The sequence below is a fragment of the Azospirillum rugosum genome (assembly GCF_017876155.1).
GTDB classification, from domain to species: domain Bacteria; phylum Pseudomonadota; class Alphaproteobacteria; order Azospirillales; family Azospirillaceae; genus Azospirillum; species Azospirillum rugosum.
On record NZ_JAGINP010000010.1, the window covers coordinates 33940 to 50496 of the forward strand.

Annotated in this window: 16 protein-coding genes; 1 reads left to right on the forward strand and 15 read right to left on the reverse strand. The window is 67.6% G+C overall.

The window, feature by feature from the left end; genetic code table 11:
* From J2851_RS14910 to J2851_RS14935, 6 genes are all read right to left on the reverse strand, one after another.
* Complete coding sequence (locus J2851_RS14910) at positions 1-849, reverse strand: ABC transporter permease (RefSeq protein ID WP_209767122.1); 849 nt, start codon at positions 847-849, stop codon at positions 1-3.
* On the reverse strand, positions 846-1616 hold the full coding sequence (locus J2851_RS14915; RefSeq protein ID WP_209767125.1) for an ABC transporter ATP-binding protein: 771 nt from the start codon (positions 1614-1616) through the stop codon (positions 846-848). Before J2851_RS14915 ends, J2851_RS14910 begins: the two co-directional genes overlap by 4 nt.
* Positions 1617-1714: 98 nt before the next feature.
* Entirely contained in the window at positions 1715-2512 is a 798-nt protein-coding gene (locus tag J2851_RS14920; protein WP_209767126.1) for an SDR family NAD(P)-dependent oxidoreductase, read from the reverse strand.
* 9 nt (positions 2513-2521) lie between these two features.
* Positions 2522-3313: an SDR family NAD(P)-dependent oxidoreductase gene (locus J2851_RS14925; protein ID WP_209767128.1), complete on the reverse strand. Its 792-nt coding sequence runs from the start codon at positions 3311-3313 to the stop codon at positions 2522-2524.
* A gap of 10 nt (positions 3314-3323) precedes the next feature.
* A complete protein-coding gene (locus tag J2851_RS14930) occupies positions 3324-4118 on the reverse strand; it encodes an SDR family oxidoreductase (protein ID WP_209767130.1) in 795 nt (264 codons plus the stop codon).
* Between the two features lie 147 nt (positions 4119-4265).
* Positions 4266-4976: a dienelactone hydrolase family protein gene (locus J2851_RS14935; protein WP_246500666.1), complete on the reverse strand. Its 711-nt coding sequence runs from the start codon at positions 4974-4976 to the stop codon at positions 4266-4268.
* Positions 4977-5202: 226 nt separating this feature from the next.
* On the opposite strand from J2851_RS14935, the gene J2851_RS14940 reads away from it, so the two are divergent.
* Positions 5203-5898, forward strand: coding sequence for a GntR family transcriptional regulator (locus tag J2851_RS14940; RefSeq protein ID WP_209767135.1), 696 nt, complete (start codon positions 5203-5205; stop codon positions 5896-5898).
* Positions 5899-5917: 19 nt separating this feature from the next.
* Here J2851_RS14940 and J2851_RS14945 read toward each other — a convergent pair whose 3' ends face one another.
* The 9 genes from J2851_RS14945 to J2851_RS14980 all read right to left on the reverse strand — a co-directional run bounded on the left by J2851_RS14945 (position 5918) and on the right by J2851_RS14980 (position 16438).
* Positions 5918-7078, reverse strand: coding sequence for a tyrosine-type recombinase/integrase (locus tag J2851_RS14945; RefSeq protein ID WP_209767137.1), 1161 nt, complete (start codon positions 7076-7078; stop codon positions 5918-5920).
* Positions 7079-7481: 403 nt separating this feature from the next.
* Positions 7482-10802 (reverse strand): DEAD/DEAH box helicase, encoded by a 3321-nt coding sequence (locus tag J2851_RS14950; RefSeq protein ID WP_209767139.1) that lies wholly within the window; start codon positions 10800-10802, stop codon positions 7482-7484.
* Between the two features lie 552 nt (positions 10803-11354).
* Positions 11355-11927, reverse strand: coding sequence for an RES family NAD+ phosphorylase (locus J2851_RS14955; protein ID WP_209767141.1), 573 nt, complete (start codon positions 11925-11927; stop codon positions 11355-11357).
* A 22-nt stretch (positions 11928-11949) separates the two neighbouring features.
* Positions 11950-12411, reverse strand: coding sequence for a hypothetical protein (locus J2851_RS14960; protein ID WP_209767142.1), 462 nt, complete (start codon positions 12409-12411; stop codon positions 11950-11952).
* Positions 12412-12749: 338 nt separating this feature from the next.
* Positions 12750-13340, reverse strand: coding sequence for a hypothetical protein (locus J2851_RS14965; RefSeq protein ID WP_209767143.1), 591 nt, complete (start codon positions 13338-13340; stop codon positions 12750-12752).
* The gene (locus tag J2851_RS14970) at positions 13333-13962 is read right to left on the reverse strand and encodes a ParA family protein (protein ID WP_209767145.1); all 630 of its coding nucleotides are present in this window, start codon (positions 13960-13962) and stop codon (positions 13333-13335) included. The genes J2851_RS14965 and J2851_RS14970 overlap by 8 nt, the downstream gene beginning before the upstream one ends.
* Before the next feature lie 87 nt (positions 13963-14049).
* A complete protein-coding gene (locus tag J2851_RS14975; RefSeq protein WP_209767146.1) occupies positions 14050-15039 on the reverse strand; it encodes a replication protein RepA in 990 nt (329 codons plus the stop codon).
* A gap of 446 nt (positions 15040-15485) precedes the next feature.
* Positions 15486-15611, reverse strand: a complete 126-nt coding sequence (locus J2851_RS36330; RefSeq protein WP_281416032.1) for a hypothetical protein — start codon at positions 15609-15611, stop codon at positions 15486-15488.
* Positions 15612-15748: 137 nt separating this feature from the next.
* On the reverse strand, positions 15749-16438 hold the full coding sequence (locus tag J2851_RS14980) for a TetR/AcrR family transcriptional regulator (protein WP_209767148.1): 690 nt from the start codon (positions 16436-16438) through the stop codon (positions 15749-15751).
* Positions 16439-16557: the final 119 nt, after the last annotated feature.

A 16557-nucleotide genomic window follows, 5' to 3' on the forward strand; every position in this document is an offset into this window, starting at 1 on the left:
TCAGCGGCTGACGACCTTCCATCCCTCCAGCCGCGATTGGACGAGGTTGACCGCCTCGTTGAAGACGACCGCCAGGGCGGCGATCACGGTCAGGGCGGCGAAGACGCCCGCCGTGTCGAATTCGCTGCCCGAGCGCTGGATGAGGTAGCCGAGCCCGCGGCTGGACGCGATCATCTCGCCCATGATGGTGCCGATCAGCGCGTAAGGCAGGGCGGTCTTCAGCCCGGTGAAGATCCACGAGGTCGCCGACGGCAGCACCACCTTGGCCAGGATCTGCCGGCGCGTCGCCTTCATCAGGCGCAGCACGTCGACAAGGTCGTTGTCGACCTCCCGCACCCCGGCGAAGGTGTTCACGAACACCAGGAAGACGACCAGCGCCGCGGCCAGCGCGACCTTGGAGCCGATGCCCAGGCCCAGCCACAGGATGAACAGCGGGGCGAGCGCCACCTTCGGCAAGGCGTTGAAGGCCCAGATGTAGGGGTTGAGGAGACGGCTGAGGAAGGGCGACAGGCCGAGCCACACCCCCCCGAGCACGCCGAGCACCGACCCGATCGCGAAGCCGAGCAGGGTCGCCTCCACTGTCGCCCACAGGTGGGGGAAGATGCTGCCGGCGACGATCCAGCCCCACAGCCGCCCCAGGATCGCCAGCGGCGTGCTGATCAGGAATTCGCTGATCAGGCGGCCGGAGAGCAGCTGCCAGAGGACCAGGAACGCCACGCCGACGGCGGCCTGAAGCAGCAGCATCACCGGCGTGCCCACCTCCTCCAGGCGCCGCCGCCGCCGCCGCGGCTTGGCGTTGGCGGTTTCGGCGGGCTGGTCCACCCGGTCGAGCAGGTGATCGCTGTTCATGGCGTGACCTCGTCGTATTCCTGGCGCAGCCGCTCCCAGAAGGCCGTGTAGATCTCATGGAACCGGCTGGTGAAGCGGATGGAGTCGACGTCGCGGGGCCGGGGCAGGTCGACGATGCCTTCGAAGGCGACGCGGGCCGGGCGCTTGCTGAACACCACGATGCGGTCGGCCAGCGTGATCGCCTCCATCAGGTCGTGGGTCACCAGGATGATGGTCTGGCGATTCTCCGCCCACAGCTTCAGGAGCAGGTCGTGCATCGCGATCCGCAGCTGCGGGTCGAGTGCTGCGAACGGCTCGTCCAGCAGCAGCACCTGCGGGCCATGCAGAAGCATGCGGGCCAGGCAGACGCGCTTGCGCATGCCGCCGGACAGTTCGCTGGAGAACTTCTGCTCGAACCCGTCGAGCCCGACATGGGCCAGCATCGCCCGCGCCGCGTCGTACCGCTTGGCGGGCGGCCACCCCGCCAGTTCCAGCGGCAGGGCGACGTTGTCGAGCACCGCCCGCCAGGGCAGCAGGTTGTCCTTCTGCGTCATGTAGCCGACGTCGGTGTTGACGTCGCCGACCGTCCGGCCGTTGTAGCGCACCCGCCCTTCGCTCGGCGGGTACAGGCCGGCGATCATGTTCAACAGCGTGGACTTCCCGCAGCCCGACGGCCCGATGAAGGCGACGACCGACTGCGGATCGACCCGCACGTTGACGTTCTGCACCGCCCGGAACGTCTGGGCGCCCTTGCTGAACGTCTTTCCGATGTCCTGCAACTCAATCAATGGACGCTCCTCTCATACGGTCGGCGGATCAACACGCCCAGTGCCTGCCGACCGTTGATCCCGACAGATCAATGTGTTGGCATTGATCGAAAGGGTGATCAGAAGATCATCCGCTGATGACCTCCATCCACGTCGATGTTGGTGCCGCACAGGTAGCTGGCGCGCTCGGACGCCAGGAAGGCGACCGCGTCGGCGATGTCCTCCGGCGTGCCCCAGCGGCCGAGCGGAACGGTGTCGCCCCAGCCGCTCTCCTGCTGTTCCAGGCTGCGGCCCAGGTAGCGTTCCTCGTCGATCACCAGGTCGGCGGTCAGCGGGCTGGAGATGCGGCTGGGGCAGACGGCGTTCACCAGGATGCCGTCGCGGCCGAGATCGTCGGACAGCGACTTGACGAGCGCGTGCTGGGCGGCGTTGACCACCGCCGACCCCAGCACGGCGCGCCCCGGAACCTTGCCGGCCTGCCCGATGACCAGGATCAGGCGTCCGCCGCCCTGGCGGCGCAGATGCGGGGCGGCGTGCCGGGCCAGCTCCCAGGGGCCGAGCACCTTGGTCCGGAAATGCGCCTCCACCTGCTCCGGCGAAAGCTCCTCGCAGCGGCCGCGGAGGTGCGTCCCGGCGTTGCTGACGACGATGTCGAGCCGGCCGAAGGCCGCCACCGCCTCCTCCACCAGCCGGCCGGCCTCCGCCGGCCGGTCGACGTGGGCGAGCGTGCCCATCACCTTCCCCTGCACCTCGCCCTCGCCGCGCAGTTGCCCGAGCGCCTCCTCCAGCCGCGCCGGCTCCCGGCCGCAGACGAACACGCGCGCCCCTTCGCGGAGGAGGCGCCGGGCGATGGCCAGCCCGATGCCGCTGGTCCCGCCCGTCACCAGGGCGACCTTGCCCTCGATGCCCAGTTCCATCGTCCCCTCCTAACCGAAGACATAGCGGTTGTAGCCGCCGTCGACCGAGATCGAGCTGCCGGTGACGAAGTCCGCCCGGTCCGAAACCAGGAAGGCGATGAGGTCGGCGACCTCGTCCGGCGTTCCCAGCCGCCTCAGCACGTTGGACCGCGTGAAGCCGGCCATGGCGGTCGTCCGGTCCACGCCGCGGTCCCGCATCTCCCGTGCGATCACGCCGGTGATGATGTCGGTTTCGATGTATTGCGGGCAGACGCAGTTCACGCGGATGTTCTCGCGGGCGACGGCGTCGGCGACCGACTTGCTCATCGCCATCGCCGCAGCGTTCGCGATGCCCGACGGCAGCCGGTCGGGGTGGGGGTGGCGCGCCGCCTGCCCGACGACGTTGACGATGCGCCCCCCGCCCTGGCGGCGCATGGCCGGCAGCACCGCGCGGATCATGCCGAGGAAGCCGAACAGCTTATCGTTCAGCTGGCGCTGCAGCTGCTCCTCGGTGAGGTCGTCGAGCGAGGCACGCACATGCGTGCCCGCGCTGTTGACGAGGATATCGACGCGGCCCATGCGGTCGAGGACCGCCGCGACGAAGGCGGCCCGCGACGCGGGGTCGGCCATGTCGGCCGGCACCGCCATCACGCGGCCGCCGCCGTCGCGCAGGTCGGCCTCGGCCTCGGCAAGGCGTTCCGCGCCACGGGCGCAGATCGCCACGCCGGCGCCCTCGACCAGCAGCCGGCGCGCCGTGGCGAGGCCGATCCCGCGCGACCCGCCGGTGACGATGGCGACCTTGCCGGCCAGTGCCAAGTCCATGGCCCGTCTCCTACCAGAGGCCCTTCAGCCGCCCGCCGTCGGTGTTCAGCGAGACGCCGGTGATGTAGCTGGCCCGCTCCGAGCACAGGAAGGCGATGGCGTTGGCCAGCTCCTCCGGCCGGCCGAAGCGCCCGAGCGCGTTCTTCCGGGTGGCGAGGCGCCGGGCCTCCTCCTCGGACGACACGCCGAGTTCCTTTTGCAGCCCCTGGGCGTTGCGGCGCCACAGGTCTGTGGCGACCCAGCCCGGACAGACGGCGTTGACCAGCACGTTGTGGGGGGCGAACTCGGTCGACAGCGACTTCGTCATGTTGAGCAGCGCGCTGTTCGTCATGCCGGAGCCGAACATGTAGGGGTCCGGCTCCTTCCCGGCGCCGCCGATCAGGCTGACGATGCGGCCCCAGCGCTTTTCGCGCATCACCGGCCACACGGCGCGGATCGCGCGCATCCAGCCGAAAAGCTTGGTGTCGAGCTGGGTTTGCAGGCCTTCCTCGGTCAGCTCGTCGAAGCGGCCGGAGTACATGGTGCCGGCGTTGTTGACGAGGATGTCGACGGTTCCGAAGCTTTCCAGCGTGGCGTCGACCAGCCGCTGGATGTCCTCGGCCTTCGTCATGTCGGCGACGATGTGGCGCACGTCGCCGCCGGTCTGTTCGGCCAATTCCCGGCAGGTGGCCGCGACCTCGTCGCCGTTGCGCGAGCAGGTCATGACCTTGCTGCCGGCTTCGAGCAGTTCGCGCACCGTCTCGCGGCCGATGCCGCGGCTGCCGCCGGAGACGATGGCCACCCGCCCTTGAATGCCGAGATCCATGCTGTTTCCTCCTGGTGGTGTTTTTTCGCGTTTCGATGGACTCCGCCCCGGATACCGACGGGCACGGACCCGTTCGGCGGCTGGCGCCGGGGCGTACGAAGCGTGGAAAGTGCGGCCGGACGACCGGCCGTGGTTGGCCGCTGTTGTTCAGGCCGGTGGCCGGTGGCGGTCCAGAAAGTCCAGCGTGGTCGCCAGGGCCTTGGCGGCGCTGGGGGCGTGCCATTCCTTCCGGTGGTCGCAGTTGAAGCCGTGGTCGGCCGGGTGGCTGTGGATTTCGGCCTCCGGGTGGCGCCGCCGGATCCGCTCCCGGTCCTCCGCGCCGACCCGTGGGTCGAACTCCCCGAAATGCAGCAGCAGCGGCACCCGCGGGGTCTCGTCGATGAACTGCACGATCTGTCCGCCGTAGTAGCCGACAGCGCCGTAAAGGCCGGTCAGCCGGGCCGCGGCGAGGAAGGCGAGCGTGCCGCCCAAGCAGTAGCCGAGCACGGCCACCGGGCCGTCCGCCGCCGCGGCATCGATGGCCGCCTGCACATCGCGGAGCGAGGCGTCCCAACCAACAGCGTCCCGCAGGACGCGGCCGGCGGCGATGCCGTCCGCGTCGTAGCCGAGTTCGACGGCGGGCCGCACCCGGTCGAACAGGGCCGGCGCCACCACGCTATAGCCCTGCGTGGCGAAGCGGTCGCACACGTTGCGGATGTGTGTGGTCACGCCGAAGATTTCGTGAAGGACCACCAGCGCGCCGCTCGCCGGCCCCTGCGGGCGGACTCTGTAGGCGTTCAGCGCCTGGCCGTCGGCGGCGTGCAGGCGAATGGTGGTGCCGGCGCGCGTCCTTCGGTCATCGGATTCGGAGTCGTCCAACGGGGAATCCCCCTTTGGCACCATGGCATCCTCCCTCTCCCAGGGGCGGAAGCGGCCTGTGTCTGGTCTGCTTCCGTGGGAGGCGGCGTTGCCCCGTGCGGCGGTTTGCCGCGGTCGCCGGGGCTTTTGCATCTTTTTTTGCCGCCAGTATTGTAGGACAATATTGCCTCCACGCTTGCGCGTCAAGCACGAAAGTTGGATACTCTGATTGATGGGAGGGCCAACAATGCTCAGCACCGACAGCACCGCGACGGCGGCCGACCAGCCTCGGGGCATGACCGTCGACTTCGTGGTGGAGAAGCTGCGGCAGGGCATCATGGAAGGGCGCTTCGTGCCCGGTCAGCGCCTGATCGCGCGCGACCTCACCGACGACATCGGCATCAGCCGGGGACCGCTGCGCGAGGCTTTCCGGCGATTGGCGGCGGAGGGGCTGGTCGATCTGATCCCGAACCGCGGCGCCACGATCCGGCGCCTGTCGCGCAAGCAGATCCGCGACCTGTTCCGCATCCGCGAAACCCTGGAAGGGCTGGCGGCCCGGCTGGCGGCGGAGCGGATCGACGAGGCCGACCATCGCCGGCTGTTCACCGAGGTGTGGGAGCAGGTGCGCCCGACCGGCCGCGAACTGCCCTGGCGGGTCTTCATCGAACGCAACCGCCTGTACCACCGCACCATCGTGGCGATCGGCGGCAACGACCAGCTGATGGACCTCATCCAGCAGCTTCAGTTGCCCCTCGTCATGCTCCAGATCGGCCAGGCGATGCCGATGGAGAACGCCGAGTTCTCCCACCAGGACCACATCCACGTGGCGGAAGCCATCCTCGCCGGCGACCCCGACCGGGCGGAGGCGGCGATGCGGACCCACCTCCGGCGTTCGCACGATTGGATCGTGACGCTGCCGGATTCGGCGTTCCGGCCGGACTGACAGCGGCGCGCCGCCTTCGTCAGCGCCGCCCCTGCTTGCCGGCGAGCTGGGCCATGGCGCCTTGGCGGGGCACGATCTTCTCGGCGTAGCGGGCGGGCATGCTTGGGCTCTTCCAGCGGCCGGCCTGCTGGATGGCCGGCAGCCCGAAGCCGGCGGCCGTGAGATCCTGGGCGGCGCCCACCCGCAGGGAGTGCCCCGACACCAGCGCCGGGTCGAGCCCGGCCGCTTCGGCGCGGCGCTTGAAAATCTCCGACACCCGCCGCCCCGGGTCCGGGCCGCGCACCGCCAGGGGCCCGAGCACCGCCCCGCCCTGCCCCACCTGCAGCCACAGCGCGTCGGCCGCCCCGTCCAACCGGGCGAGCGCGCGCTCCAACGCCTGCCGCCGGCGCGCGCCGTTCACCACCCGGCCCTCCCGCAGCGCCGCGGCCAAGCCGCTCAGCTCTTTCCGGAGCCGCTTCGTTTCGGCCCTGAGCGCGTCGGCGCGCGCCTCCGTCCAGGCGCGCAGCCGGTGCACGGTGTCGGGGGCCAGCCATCCATAGTGCCCCTGCCCGTCCTGGTCGGTCTTCGACCGCGCGAGGTAGAGCAGCCCGGAGCCGTCGGCTTCGATCTTGATGTCCTCCACCCGCAGAGTGACGAGTTCGCTCCGACGCAGCAGGGCGTCGTAGCCGACGGCCAGCAGGGCGGCGTCGCGCAGATCCTCCAGCAACGGACCATCGCCGATCGCGGCGAAGATCAGGTCCAGTTCCGCGCGGCCGAGGCCAAGCGCCTGGGTCTGCCGGGTGCCCTTGCGCCGGGCCAGCGCCTTCATCTTCAGCTGCACCGGGGCGGCCTTGGTCGGGTCGGGATGGCCGTGCACGCGGTGCAGCCAGGCCAGCGAGGCCAGCCGCCGGGCCAGCGTAGCAACGGCCAGCGGCTTGGCCGTCCGCGGGTTGGTCCGCGCCGCGAGATCGTCCAGGTAGGCGACCACCGTCTCCGGGCCGGCCGGCAGGGACTCGCGCTTCTGGGCGATGCACCAGCGGATGAAATCGTCGGTGTCGGCCCGGATCGCGCGCTTGGTGTTGGCGGCGAACGCCTCCTCTGCGGCGTCCAGCGTGTCGCGGACACGGCCGGCGGGGGTGGCCGGGAGGGCGGAGGCAGAGCGGCGGGCGGGGGCTTGGCTCATGATGGACCAGGGTGGCAACGGACGTCCGCCAGCCTCTCACAGACGAGCGCGGCCCGCCAGTGTCACCGATAACGTTTATTATCGGCAGAGTGCCATGGAGGGCCACTTTGTAGCGGAAGTTATTCCACAGTATAGTATCATTACACACCCAACCTATTGAAATTTCACAACCGCTATGTCCGTCGCCGGAGCGATCTGCCCTTGCGGGGTTGATCGACTTGACCTTGTGGAAGTCTACGCGCTCAATGGCGTCGATCCACAGACTTGGCTCATTGCCGGCGGCCACCCTATCACCATAAATGATGAACGGCGCCCTGGGCCTACCTCCAGCGAACCGGACCCGCCGCGGCCTGAGAACACCGCGTACGTTTGATATCTCGCCTGACCAGAAGAAATCCGCCGGCTGAAAATGGAGCCTCCATCATTCCGCCAAGGACAACGCGCCTTCCTCTTCATCGGCGACGTCTTCCAGTTCGATCGGCAGTTCATCTCCTTCGCCGGAAGGTTCATGCGCATCGAACGGCCACCGCACGACGGGAAGCTCCGCCGCCGCGACGGCGAACACCCCGGTGTTGACCCAGGCGGCGTGACAGCCGACAACGTAAATCACCTTCTTTGCCCGCGTGGCGGCCACATTCAGGATGTTCGGCGTTCCGCCCGCCCAGTTCCGCGATCCGCGGCTGGTGTCCGCCGAAGCCCCCAGGACCAGCAGCACGGCCTCGGCCTCCTTGCCCTGGAAGGTGTGGACCGTCCCGATGTGCATCTTCGCCCAATGCTCCTGCGGCTTCTTTCCCTCGATTCCCAGCTCGTCGAGGACGCCGCTCTTGAGCACGAAGGCCCTAAGCTTGTCCGCGACGGCCCGGAAGGGGGAGATGATGTACAGGCTGGGTTTCCGGATGCCCCGGACGCTCAGCTTCCGCAGAAGATCGACGACCGCCTCGCCTTCCGCCTTGCTCCATTTCTCGGCGTTCGACCGGACGTCAATCCAGGCGCTGCCGGCGACCCACGGCGACAGGGCATCGGCAATGGGGGACGCCGGATCGCCCGCCGCATGCACCATCAGTCCGCCATAGGCGATCTCGTTCGAGATCGAGAACATCGGGTCCTGGCAGCGGCGGTGCACGAGAAGCGGCAAGCCAATCTCCCGCACGTCGGCGCCCGCGCCCAAGCGGGCCATGAGCGGACTGACGGCGTCGGCGAGGGTCTGCGCCGACGCCCGCGGCGCCGCCCACAGGTCGGGATGCGCTCCATAGCTGGCGCAAATCGACCGGACAAGACCCGTGGGAACCTTCGACACCGGTTCGATCTGCAGCGGATCACCGATGATGAGCGCGCGCCGAGACCGCCACACGGCCCCCACTGCCGCCTGCGGGGTTGCCTGGCCGGCTTCGTCGACGATCAGCCAGCCGATGCCCCCCTCACCCACCCCGTCCATCAGCCGGTCGAACGAGGCGAAGGTCGTCGACACCAGCGGGACCACCAGAAAGAAGCTGTCCCACAGATCGCCAAGATAGGCATCGGCGCCGGACGGCGTGCGCTTGCCTTTCAAGTGACTCATCATCAGCCCAAGGTTCGACTTCATCGGCCCGCCGGCGGCGTCGATGAACGCGCGGTGCAGCCGCATCGCGGCGGCGAACATCTCATCCCGCGCCGCGGTGAAATCAGGATCCGCCCAAGGGCTGGCGGTGTGAATGGCTTCGTGAGAGCCGCTCCAGAACGACGGGCCGAGATGAGTGCCGGCACAGACCTCCGGACACCGGGCCTCCAGGTCACGCAACTGCGCCCATCGTTCCCGGCTGGCCGCCAACGTGGCTTCGGCCGCTCTTGCGCGCGCGTCCGCCGTCTCCATCCGGGTCCCCGCGGCGGACAGTTCGGTTCGAGCCGCCTCCTGGTCGGCCAGCATGCGCCGCAGGAGGTCCATCGCCTCCTCCTGCCGTTGCCGCCAGCGCGCATCCAGGCCCAGCCAGCGGAACACGGGAATCGGCTGAAGGGCGGTGTTGCCGTCGAGCAGACGGCGCGCATCCGCGACGGCGGCGTCGAGCCGCACCAGCGCCAGTTCTGCGGCGCGGCGGGTTTCCCGTGCCTTTTCCGCGTCCTCGGCCGCCGCGCGGTGCGCCGCATGGGCGTCGTCCATGGCCTGCTGGACCGAGGCCGCCGTCCACAGCGCCATGCGGATCTGCTCGCGCAACGCCCGCATGCTGGCGACCGCCGCCCGCTTCTCCCGGTAATCAAGGCAGGCCTGCCGCCAACGCTCCATGGCGGCCGCCTTGTTCCGCGGCGGCGCTTCGACCTCGACGATCGCCGGAGGCGGGTCGCCCGCACGGTCGCGCTTCACCCGCCCGGTCACGGCGGCGAGGTATTTTTCCAACCCCCAATCCGGATGCCACCAGGCGTCCTCGACGAATTCCGTGCGGTTGGCCATGTTGCCGAGCACCGCGGCGATCAGCCCCCAGCAGCTTCCCTCCTTGCCGTGAACGGCATCTGCGGTGCCGGGGAAATGGCGGGCGGCGACATCCGGCGCCACCGTCCCGGCGAGAGGCAATTCAGCGCTGACGTTCCGCACAGCAGCGTTGTTCGAGGAGGCGACCACGATGCCGCGCCCCCGCAACCGGGCGTCCAGCCTGTAGAGCGTCTGCTGGCGACCGCCTTCGGCAACGAGGTCCACGGGCGAGAAGGCGGATCCCGGGTCCTCGAACCCGAGCAGAGCGTCGGCTCGGTCGAGAATCACGGCGGCGATGACGTCGCGCAGCAGCGTCGTCTTGCCCGTGCCGGGCGGCCCGTTGACGGACAGCATCCCGCCATCCGCCAGATCGCGCATGGCGGCGTTCACCGCCGCCTGCTGCAACGTCACCAGCTTGGCGGGCTTGGGCGCCGGCCAGCGAGCCAAGGGCAGCCGGCGCGGCGCCAGCAGATCCTCCAGCAGCGCTTTGTCGGCCAGCACGTCGCAACGATGCGGAGGCGGCCGGTTCCCAAGATAGGTTTCCAGCATCGGCCCACACCCGCCGGCCTGTACGGCGGTGCGGATGCGGTGCAGATCGCGCAGGAAGAAGCTGTTGATGATGTCGACCGGTTCCTTCTCGCTGTCCCCGATCACGCGGATGGCGACCTTTGGCCGCTCAAGCACCTCTTTCGGCAGGTTCAGACGCCGCTCCAGCGCGCTCATGGCGAGGACGAACCCACGCTTGGACGTCGGAATGTGGCAGCCGTCCTCGGCGCGCTCGACCAGCGCGTCACCGATCTCCCGGCACAGCTCGTCCTGGACATCCAGATACCGGTGCAAGCCGGAAATGCGGCCGGCCAGGACCTCTCCGCAAGCCCAACCGAAACTGGACAGCAGCACCTTGGACGACGGGAAGCCGCGTTCGTCGAAGGAGGCCAACGCCAGCACGGCGACCCCCGACGCCTGCTCCCGCTCCGGGCCATCCGGCTCGACGTTCCTGACCAGCAACTCGACGGCCGGCTTCACCTTGGCGAAGGCCACCGGCAGATACCAGCGGATGGTCTCCTCGTCGGAAAGCTTCAATCCAACCCGGTCACCCGCCGGGCTGTCCCAGGGCATTTGACCGGAGCTGATGTCGAACGGCAGCAAGAGGCGCGGCGGAGTTTTGCGAGGTTCGCCGCGCTTCCGGCGCGGCGGCTCGTCGCTGATCAGGTCAGCCTGCTCTGGGAATGTCTGCGGCTGCAACGCTTCCAGCGCCAGCCAAGCATTCAGCAGAGCAACCGGATCGGGCTTGGACGGCATGGAACGGAACCCAGAATGACCTTAGGACAATCGGTGAACAGCGTTCGGAGCTGACGCTTGGCAATACGAGAATACCCTTGCATGTTCAGGGCGTTCACCACCTCCGGCAGACTGCATCAAGGCTTTCTGGAATACAACTCCAACAGTCTTCGGCGCCAAAGCCAACTCGCCGGGTCCGGCAGGATTTCCTCCAGTCTACGGCCAATGGAATGGCTGACTGGGCGTGCTCTAGCGTCCAATATGCCCCCGCGCCCGCGGCATCAGGCAGAAGACAACCCGTTCGGGCGTTAGGAGCCCCGGATAAAGCTGCCGCAACAGCGCCGCCCGCAGTTCCTGCCGCGGATCCGCCACGGCCCCTTCATGCAGCTCGTCCAGAAGGGCAAGCAGGTCATCCTGCCGGTCCGGACATGCGTGGGCGAACCGACGTCACTGCCGCCGTGCCATTATCTCACGCTCCGCCCGCCGCCAGTACGAGCCCGAGGCTCAGGAAACGGCCGACACGGATGACCTCCGCCTCCGTCTCGCCCGGAGCCACCGACGCAGAGGCGCGGCTCAGGGCGTGAGCATCTTTCCATAGGACGTCAGGGTGGACGCGAGCCACGGCGTCTCGAAGTCCACGGACTTCCCTGCCGTAATCGTCAGGCCAGGGCGATCAAAGAGGGCAACGCAGCGGAGCGAAGGGTTGTGTCGGGACAGGTACAGAATTCCGTCCGGCGCGTCCGGATGGCCGTGCAGGGCGGCCGCCCAGGCTTGGGACACCCGATAGCTTCCGGTGTTGACTGCGCCCGTCGTGCCGACGGCACCGAAGCCGGGGCCGCAGAAGTCGACGAGGCGCAGGTCGCGGCTGGCATGGATGGCCGTCCACCGCCGGGCAGCGACCTCCGCCAGCGAAACCAAGCGCAGCTTGGGATTCCTCAGCGTGGTCTCGACGAAGGCGACTTCCAGCGTCTCGCCGGCATACAACGTACCGAAAACGCATGCCGGGTCATCGTAGCGGTTGCCGGGCGGGTTCCGTGGCCCGAAGTGGATGGGACCAAGGGCGTCCCGGTGAACGCGGTACCAGACCGTTGCCTGCGGTGCGACGATGATGGGCAGCGAGCGTCCGTTCAGGCCCTTTCCTGGCATCGGCGCCTGGGCTGGTCCCGCGCTAGGCGGCATGCCCAGCCGCGTTCGCGACGACGTCGTCGGTGCGGCCGGCCTTCAGCGCCTCCAGGGGACTGGCCCCGTCGAGTTCGTCATCCCCGGTCAGCAGCCATTCCAAGCGCATCCATGGATCCTGAATCGGCATCCCTGCGAGCGCTCGGTCAAGACCGGGAACAAGGCCGCCCTCGACGAACTGGGCCGCCGGGTAGGCGTAGTCCTGGCCCTGGGGAATCGCGATCAGCCGGTGCGCCCGCCGCCGCTTGTCGACCGCCTGGCGCGTGATGCCGAGAAGGGTGGCGACGGCGTTCACGCCGAGGGCTCCCCCGGCGCGCTCCAGCAGGTCCTGCTTGGCCTTTGCGCCTGCGGCCAGCAGGGCGGCCGTCGGGTCCAGTTCGGCCACCGCCGGGGTGGCCGCCAACTCCGACGCGACGTAGGCCAGCGTCCCGACATCGGTCGAAGCCTTCATGGCGGCTTCAATCGCTTCGTCGCCGCCCCTGGCAAACCGGGTAAGGCCCGTCACGACGCGTTGGATGAAGGCCCGCTGGAGCGGTGATCCCTCGACCTCCAGGCGCGCCATGAACGCTGTCGCTCCGGCGACTGGGCGTCGGGCGCGCCGCTTCGCCCCCTTGTCTGCCCTGACAGCGACCACGTCGACCTCCACGGAGCGGAAAATCCAGTTGACGATGCACTATATGGCTTCCGAAGAAACCACGTCAACCGGACCACCCGTCCGTGCCCCATCCGGCCTTATGGCTCGGTCCGAACAAAGACCATATTCAGACAGAACTTGGCTGGAGAGGGCGGTCAGGCGAGTTCGGAAAGCTCCCGGTCAATGTCGGAAAGGCGAGCAAGCAGCCGCTGCTTTTCCGCTTCCAGCGCCGTCCGGCGACCGTCGTTTCGTTGCGCGGCGTTCGTCCGAATGCGCCGCTTGAACGCGATGATCTCGGTGCGGCGCATGTCGGGGCGGATCACGCCTTCGGCGACAGCCTGGGCACGCTCCGCATCGGACAGCGTGGCGGCATGATAGACCACGGAGTAGCCCGCCGCCTCGACGCCTGGCGGCAGCAGGCCGGCGGTCACGGCGCGGTAGGCGGTCATGATCTGGCTGCGCACGACCTTGCCGAAGCGCAGGCGCTCGATCATGAGCGCAAACTGCTCCGCCGAGAGCTTCTTCTGCGCCTCATCCAAATGGCGGCCGATGGCAAGGAAGCTCTTTTGTGCCTCCTCCCACAAGCGGTCGATGGCGTCGACATACTCGTCCGGCGTCGCGGGCTCCGGCGATGGTGCTTCCACCTGGCTGGATGGGCGGTTCGACGGCAGCTGCTGCGCCAGGGGTGCGATGGACCGCTTGATCTCATCGGCGTTGAACAGCTTGAGAGGCGTGCGCTTAGCCATGTTCCGCCTCCATCAGGGGGGCCAGGTCTGCCGCGATGGCGCCGAAGTCTTCGCGAGCCTCGGGCGCGGCGAGCGGAGCGCCATTCCAGGAAGCCTGCTGGTAGGCGGTACGGGCGGGCAGGTCGGCTCTCAACACCGGTACGCCCATCACCTCGAGCTGGGCCCGCGTGTGCCCCGTCACTTGGGCGCGCCGGTTGACTTGGGTGAGCACGGCGGCGTGGGGGATTTTGCGGCGGACCATCTTGCCGGCTGACTCGATCAATTCCTGGGTGCGCACCGCCTCGACGACGTCCTTCCGATCGGTCTTGCAGGGAATCAGCACCAGATCGGCTGTGCTGATGGCATACAGCATCCCCCTCTGCAGGGCGCCGGCCACATCGATCAGCACATAGTCGGAGCGTTTGACGGCTGCGCCCACACCGTCGATGACGGCTTCTTCCTCAAGGGACGTGCACGGGATGCCGTTTTGCGGATCGGACAGCCAGTCGTGAAGGTTTCGGTTGGGATCGGTGTCGATGCACTCGACGCTTCGGCCTTGCCTCCGAAGGAAGTCGGCAAGGCCCGCCGTCAGCGTGGTTTTTCCCGAACCACCCTTGGTGGTGGCTATTGCGATTACGGGCACGATGCCGCTCCGAGTTTGACCGGTCAAACAGGGGCAAAGTGCGGGAAAGCGGACCAGGGTGTCAATCGGATAGGGTTTGGAAGTTCCCTACGCCGATCGCGCGATGAGCCGTTCGGGGACCGGGGGTGGCGAGGGATGGAGGATAAGACCATGGCGGTCGTCCGTTTCCTCGATACGAGCGTCTTCGTATCCGGAAAGGGCGTAGCGCAGCGCCGTGCGGAACTCCGGCTTGAATGCCCGCAGGCGCGACCGGTAAACATCGTCGCCCTCGTCGGTCAATCGTCCGGCACCGAACTGGTCGTAGATGGCGGCCCAGCTGACAGGAGTCGGCTTTTCGAGCACATGAAGCCGGTAGGCCAGCCAGATATAAATGTCGATCGCCATGGACTTGCCAGCGATTGCTTTGATGGCTGGCTCCCAAACCGGAACCGGATGTTCCTTCAGCAGACGGAAAAACGTTTCCGACAGCTGCACGCGCTCGTCCCAAAGCATGCCCTGTCCGTCGTCCCGGCGGAGGTCGATGGCGTGACGCACGATCGTGTCGTTGGTATGGCCCTTGGCTTGCTTGCCACGGACTGTTCCGCCGTAATCGAACGTCAATTTGCAGCGGCTGAGGCGTTCCGCTTGGTTGCGGACTTCCTTGTAGGTGCTGCCGCCGGTGCTGATGCCCATCCGGTCCAGCCAGTCGTTCATGGACCGCCCGAGTTCGACTTCCGGGGAGTTGTTCCGCAACGCCATGGTTTGCAGGTAGAGCAGGATCAGGCGTGCCTTGGCGCCGTAGGGAACTCCCAACAGCGCGTAGTCGTCCGCGGAGCGCGGGTTCTTCACTTTGGGGCGGCGACCGGGCTCGATCAGCAGGCTCATGTCTCCGTTCGAGCGAACCCAGGGGCGGTCGTCCGGCAGACGCCGGTGCGGCAAGCTGGTCAAGCAAAAGCCGCTGTAGGTGATGCCGGTGTCGTTTGATTCTTCTGCGATGAGGTTGCTGGCGATTTGGAAAAAGGGCACATCATCCGTATCGATCAGCCGGCGCGCGGCATCGCGGCCATGGGTACGGATCAGATTGTGTAGCTCGCCCATGCTTGGCCCCCATCATCTTGTCCGGATGAAAGCATGGGCGGAACGCCGGGTCCATGTGGAAGTTCCCTACGCAGGCTATTTGAGAATCTAATTGCAAGAATCTATTTGCTTGGTAGGGAACTGCCTGTGGAAAAGCCGAGTCGCGTAGGGAACTGCCGAAGTATCCGTAGGGATGTTCCGTATCGACACCTGTTGGCGACTCGGGCGTAGGGAAGTTCCAAAGCGGTCGATTGGGGCCGAATCGGCGCAGGGCGGGCGTAGGGAAGTTCCAATCCGCATCGGCGATTCGCGGGACCTGCCCATGCCGGTTATGGGCGGCCGTAGGGAAGTTCCATACGGGGACCGATCCTCGTGCGCGTGCGCTGACGGCGTCCCGACGTAGGGAAATTCCCAGGCGGCGGCGAGCGGCTCCAGCAGGAGGCGCAGCGTGGCTTCCCCGGCGCGCATCACCGCAGCCTTCCGGGAGTCAGGGGCAGGGGAGGGGAGGCGGTCGGCTGGACGCGGTAGACGGTGGAGACGTCGAGGTCGCGGGCGACGAAGACGCTGACCAGCTCGCCCTGGTTCTTGCGCAAGGTGGGCGGGAGGTCGATGTTGCCACGCTGGCCTCCAGGGGGCGCCGTCCACGAAGGAGGGCAGCAGCGCGCCGCCGAAGCGCTGCCAGAAGTGCCGCTCCACAGCGCCGACTTCCGTGGCATCATCCCCACGCAGCTCAAGCCGAATTTTGCGACAACGCCTCCACGAACAGCTTTTCGTCGGCGCTCTCCTCCGGCAGCGCTGGACAGGGGCGTTGGCTGATCTCCCATGCTTCCTCGCGCGACATGCCAACCATACAGAGCAGGAGAACCACCGTTTCATCGATCTTGGTCTGATCGACCTTGCCATCGCATACGGCGAGACTCAGGCCGACGATCATGTGGGTCGCCAGGCGATAAACAAGTTCGGCATCCGCGAATTTGAAACGCCCCGCCGCAGCGGCGCGTCGGAGATCCCGGATCGCGTAGGGGCCAATCATGCGGTACATCGCGTCCGCAATGACCTCGGAACGCCGCAGCAGCCATCGCCAGCGCTGATCGGTCGTCGCGACCTGCATAACCGTACGATGGCCGAAGGCATAAACCTGAGCGGGGTCGGAAAATGTGTCGGTCACAGCATCGATGCGCTTGGCAAGCTGGTCCATCACCTGTTCCATCACCGCCATCGCCAGCTCATCCTTGGACGCGAAGTAATTGTAGGCGGTTCCCGCACCGACGTCGGCGCGGTTGGCAATTTCGGACATCGTTGCGGCGTCGATGCCCTTCTCCGCCATGATCTGATAGCCGGCTTCGATGAGAGCTTGGCGGTTGAGGCGTTTACGACGTTCGCTGCGGGTTTCGCCTTGAACAGCTGATTCCGCGTTCATTCTGATCCTTTCCAACTTGGGCCGATGGCAACCGTCACCAGACGGTGGTTCCGCTCCGCTTGGAAACCATCCACTTTGGAGTTTGGCCACTGTCAGAGCCAATCACCTAGCAAACCGGC